Annotated in this window: 3 protein-coding genes and 2 pseudogenes; all 5 read right to left on the bottom strand. The window is 71.5% G+C overall.

All coding sequences use genetic code 11. The annotated features are described in order from the left end of the window. Nucleotides 1–198: pseudogene (locus DY245_RS13665) on the bottom strand (hypothetical protein); the annotation flags it as partial. Beyond that, complete coding sequence (locus DY245_RS13660; RefSeq protein WP_018087947.1) at nt 183–1,199, bottom strand: ParA family protein; 1,017 nt, start codon at nt 1,197–1,199, stop codon at nt 183–185. The pseudogene DY245_RS13665 and the gene DY245_RS13660, both read right to left, overlap by 16 nt. Before the next feature lie 489 nt (nt 1,200–1,688). Continuing rightward, complete coding sequence (ald, locus tag DY245_RS13655) at nt 1,689–2,804, bottom strand: alanine dehydrogenase (RefSeq protein WP_128507086.1); 1,116 nt, start codon at nt 2,802–2,804, stop codon at nt 1,689–1,691. A gap of 168 nt (nt 2,805–2,972) precedes the next feature. Next, nucleotides 2,973–4,002, bottom strand: a pseudogene (locus tag DY245_RS46245) (tetratricopeptide repeat protein); the annotation flags it as partial. Between the two features lies 1 nt (nt 4,003). Then, a partial coding sequence (locus tag DY245_RS46240; RefSeq protein WP_425329381.1) for an AAA family ATPase occupies nt 4,004–4,914 on the bottom strand: 911 nt, incomplete at its 3' end. Nucleotides 4,915–5,112: the final 198 nt, after the last annotated feature.

Raw genomic sequence — 5,112 nt, 5'->3', positions numbered from 1 at the left:
CCGCTGCCGTACCGCGGTGGTCGCCTCCGGCCCGTCCGCGGCCGGATCCGGCTCGCCGGCCGGTGCGGGCACCCGGGGCGCCTCGCCGTTGCCCGCGGAGCCGTTCGCCGTGCGGCGGGGGCTGGAGGGCTGCAGCCCCCCTCCCCCGGTGGTACGGAACAGTTCGTCGGCTCCCGGCAGACTCACTCGGCGTGACACCGGGCGAGCACCTCCCTGGCGAGCTGACGATAGGCGGCGGCACCGACGGAGTTGGAGGCGTACGTGGTGATCGGCTCGCCCGCGACGGTGGTCTCGGGGAAGCGGACCGTACGGCCGATGACGGTGTGGTAGACGTGATCGTCGAAGGCCTCGACGACGCGCGCCAGCACCTCACGGCTGTGCACCGTGCGGGAGTCGTACATCGTCGCCAGGATGCCGTCCAGCTCCAGCTCGGGGTTGAGCCGCTCCTGGACCTTCTCGATCGTCTCGGTGAGCAGCGCGACACCACGCAGCGCGAAGAACTCGCACTCCAGCGGCACGATGACCTTGTGAGCGGCCGTCAGGGCGTTGACGGTGAGCAGGCCGAGGGAGGGCTGGCAGTCGATGACGATGTAGTCGTAGTCGGCCAGCAGCGGCTTCAGGGCGCGCTGCAGGGTCGACTCGCGCGCGACCTCGCTGACCAACTGCACCTCTGCCGCAGACAAATCGATATTGCTGGGCAGCAGGTCCATGTTGGGGACCGCGGTCTTCAGAAGCACCTCGTCGGCCGACATACCCCGCTCCATGAGCAGGTTGTAGACCGTCAGATCGAGCTCCATCGGGTTGACGCCGAGTCCGACCGACAGGGCGCCCTGCGGGTCGAAGTCGACGAGCAGCACCCGTCGTCCGTATTCGGCGAGTGCGGCGCCCAGGTTGATGGTCGAGGTGGTCTTGCCGACCCCGCCCTTCTGGTTGCACATCGCGATGATTTTGGCGGGGCCGTGGTCGGACAGCGGTCCCGGAATGGGGAAGTAAGGGAGCGGGCGTCCGGTCGGGCCGACGCGTTCGCGGCGCTGGCGCGCGGCGTCCGGCGCGAGCGTCGCGGCGTATTCGGGGTCCGGCTCGTACTCCGCGTCCGGATCGTAGAAGTGCCCCTCGGGCAGGTCGTCGTAGTCGGCGAGACGGGCGGGTTCTCCACTGCCCCGGTCGCCGGCCATGGCGTTCACGTGATGGCCGTCCATGCTCTGGTGGGCTGTCGTGGAAATGCTCTGGTGGGCTGCGAAGGTGTGGACCGCGACGGAGCCGACAGCCTCGAGCCCCGAGGGACCCTGGCCCCGTGCAACCACTCCTGGTTGACCACCTCCGGGAGAAAATGTCGACTCATTCACAAGTCGTCTTACCTCCTTGGATGTGACCAGGAAACTTTATCGATAGGTCAGCGTGGCACCATGCCGACGGTTGGCGACTCTATGGCGTGTCGGGCGTCCGCAGCAACACAATCCACCGGACCCGGCACGATGTGTCGGTAACCGGACCCCTCAATGTCAAGGGCGCAAGCGGCATCGGCCCGATGTTTCGGGGGTACGCGAATCGGTTAAAGGGTTACGTTCGCGGCGAGTTGAGAGCCGGTGATCCGGAGCACGTCGCTCCGCGTGTCGCACATGCGACCGGCCGGGCCCTGTCGACAAGGCCCGGCCGGATGTGCAGCGTTGACGCGCTTCGTTGACGTCTCAGCCGAGGAGGGTGCGCAGTTCGACGGTCTCGAGACCGTGCGCCTCGGCGACGGGGCCGTAGACCACCTTGCCGTCGTGCGTGTTCAGGCCCTTGGCCAGCGCCGGGTCACGGCGCAGCGCCTCGACCCAGCCGCGGTTCGCCAGCTCCACGATGTAGGGCAGCGTGGCGTTGGTGAGCGCGTGGGTGGAGGTGTTCGGCACCGCGCCGGGCATGTTGGCGACGCAGTAGAAGACCGAGTTGTGGACCGTGAAGGTCGGCTCGGCGTGCGTGGTGGGACGGGAGTCCTCGAAGCAGCCGCCCTGGTCGATCGCGATGTCGACAAGGACACTTCCGGGCTTCATCTTGGCGACGAGCTCGTTGGTGACCAGCTTCGGGGCCTTGGCGCCCGGGATCAGGACCGCACCGACGACGAGGTCGGCCTCGACGACGGCCTTCTCCAGCTCGAAGGCGTTGGAGACGATCGTCTGCACCTTGGTGCCGAAGATCTTGTCGGCCTCGCGGAGCTTGTTGATGTCCTTGTCGAGCAGGGTGACGTGGAAGCCGAGGCCCACCGCGATCTGCACGGCGTTCCAGCCGGAGACGCCACCACCGATGACAACGGCCTTGCCCGCGTGGACACCGGGGACACCACCGGGCAGCACACCGCGGCCGCCGGCCTGGCGCATGAGGTGGTACGCGCCGACCTGCGGGGCGATGCGGCCCGCGACCTCGGACATCGGGGCGAGCAGCGGCAGCTGACGGCCGGCCGTCTCGACGGTCTCGTAGGCGATGGCGGTGGTGCCGGACTCCAGCAGCGCGTCGGTGCACTCCTTGGAGGCGGCCAGGTGCAGGTAGGTGAAGAGCGTCTGGTCCTTGCGGAGGCGGTGGTACTCCTCCGCGATCGGCTCCTTGACCTTCAGCAGCAGGTCAGCGGTGCCCCAGACCTCATCTGCGGTGTCCAGGATGGTGGCACCGGCGGAAACGTACTCCTCGTTCGTGATGGACGAGCCGAGACCGGCGTCCTTCTCGACGAAGACCTGGTGGCCATGGCGGACGAGCTCGTTGACTCCGGCGGGCGTGATGGCCACGCGGAACTCGTTGTTCTTGACCTCGCGGGGGATGCCGACCTTCACGTCGATCACGGTCCTTGAAAGAGAGGGTGCAGGAGGAATTATCCCCTCATGCGATGCATGACGGAACTGACCGCGCCGAACGCGGCCCAGCCAGTCTATTGAAGGAGCTCCTCTTGTCTAGCCTTGCAAAGCAATAAATCTTGGGAGAAGCGCCACCGATTTCGTAGGTCACTCGGGGTGATCTTCGAGGAGCCGCTCTCCCACGGCGCGGTGGAGCCGTGCCGCTGCTGGGTCACCGAGCCGCTCCAGGGTGTCCGCAATCCGCAGCTGCAGCGCCGCCTCCAGCCGTCCGTCACCCGCTTTCCGGGCGGTCTCCACGGCCTCACGGCAGGTCCGCAGCGCCTCCTCGGGCCGCCCCGCGTACTCCTGGACCCGGGCCACCTCCCCGGTCGCCCGCGCCTGGCCGGCCACATCGCCGAGCCTGCGATACGTCCGGGCGGCCGCCCGCCACTCCTTGAGCGCATCGCCCCACCGGCCCGCGTAGGTGTGCGCCCCACCGATCCGGCCGTACAGCCGCGCCGCGTCGGTGCCCTCGTCGCGGGCGAGCCGCAGCTCCAGCGCCCGCCCGTACCAGTCGGCGGCCCGCTGCCAGTCACCGAGCTCGGTGTACGTACCGCCCAGCGACTCCAGCGCCCGGCCGGTGGCCACCGGGTCCTTCACCGAACGGGCCGCCTCCAGTGCGCCCCGGTAACGGGTGAGCGCCTGAGCGGTACGCCCCGCCTGGCCGTCCAGATCCGCGAGGTTCAGCAGGGCGGCGGCCTTCTCGCGCGGCAACTCACGCCGCTCGGCGACCTCCAGGACGAGTCCGTGCAGTGCGTAGAGGTCCGGCGCGGCGGCCTCGGCGCCCTGGTGCGCGAGCAGTGTCCGGGTCAGCGCGGCCATCAACCGCCGGTCCAGGGTGTCGAGTTCACCGTCCGCGACGGCGATCCGGGCGGCGTCGAGCAGCGCGCCGCGGCGGCTGCGCAGCCAGTGCCCGGCGGCGTCCTTCGAGGTGAAGCGCAGCGAGCGCGGCAGCCCGGCGACCTTCTGGCGGGCGGGCGAATCGGCAGGTTCGGCCATCGCCCGGCAGGACTGGAGCAGCCGTACGGTCCGCTCCAGCATCCGGGCGCGGGCCAGCTGGACGTCGGCCGGCCGCTCGTGTTCCCCGAGCAGGACGCGCACCAGCGGATCGAGGCAGCCGGGCAGGCGGTACTGCGGGNAGCAGGACGCGCACCAGCGGATCGAGGCAGCCGGGCAGGCGGTACTGCGGGTGCCCGGCGGCGTCGGGTGCGGCGGCGGCCGGGGCCGCGTCGCCCCCGGCGGCGAGGGGCCGCAGCAGGCCGAGCGCCGCGAAGTCGCCCAGTGTGGTGTCGGCCGCGGCCACCGAGCAGCCGGCCAGCGCGGAGGCGGTGTGCGCGTCCACGATGCCGGCCGGTGCCAGGGTGATCAGTCGCAGTATCCGGGCGGCCGGCGGCGGCAGCGCCTCGTAGGCGAGCCGGAAGGCGCGGAACAGCGGGCGGGCGCCGGTGGGCAGGTCCGGCGGCAGCGGGACGGCGTGCAGCGCCTGGCGCAGATCGGCGACCGAGGACTTGGGCCGGGCGGCGAGCCAGGCACCGGCCAGGACGAGCGCGGCCGGCTGGCCGCCGCACTCCTCCGCGACGCTGTCGGCGGTCCGCGGGTCGACGGTGATCCGGGTCGGTCCGGCGTAGCGGGCGAGGATCTCGACGCAGGCCGCGCTGTCCAGGCCGCCCAGGGCGCACGGCCGGACGTCCGGGATGCCGGTGAGCGGCCCCTGGGAGACCACCACGATCAGGCAGTCCGGGGCGTCCGGCAGCAGCGGTTCGACCTGTTCCGCGCCCGGGGCGTCGTCCAGGAAGAGCAGTGCCCGGCGCCCGGCGAGCGCCTCGCGCAGACACTCGGTCAGCTCGTCCTCGGCAGCGCCCGGCGGGGCATCGACGCCGAGGACGGCCAGCAGGTCACGCGCGGTGCGGTCGGTGCCGGCCGGTGCGCCGCCCGGCCCGGTCAGCGTGGCCCGCAGCACACCGTCGGGATAGTCGTCGGCGAGCCGGCGCAGCAGCTCCTCGGCCAGTGCCGTACGGCCGGAGCCGGGGCGGCCGGCGATCAGCAGCACCCGGCTGCGGGCGCCCTTGCGGCCGGAGAGGGTGTCCAGGCCGGCGCGGGCGATATCGGCGTACAGCGCCTTGAGCTCGCGATGGCGTCCGGCGAATCCGGTGACGGACGGCGCGGTGGCGGCAGCGCCGGCGCGGCGGGCGGCGGCACCGTCCTGGCGGGACCCCGAGGCCCGCCGGCCGGGCGCCGCCGTGGCGGG

The sequence above is a fragment of the Streptomyces inhibens genome (assembly GCF_003389455.1).
GTDB lineage: Bacteria > Actinomycetota > Actinomycetes > Streptomycetales > Streptomycetaceae > Streptomyces > Streptomyces inhibens.
This window is presented reverse-complemented; position numbering and strand designations above follow the sequence as displayed.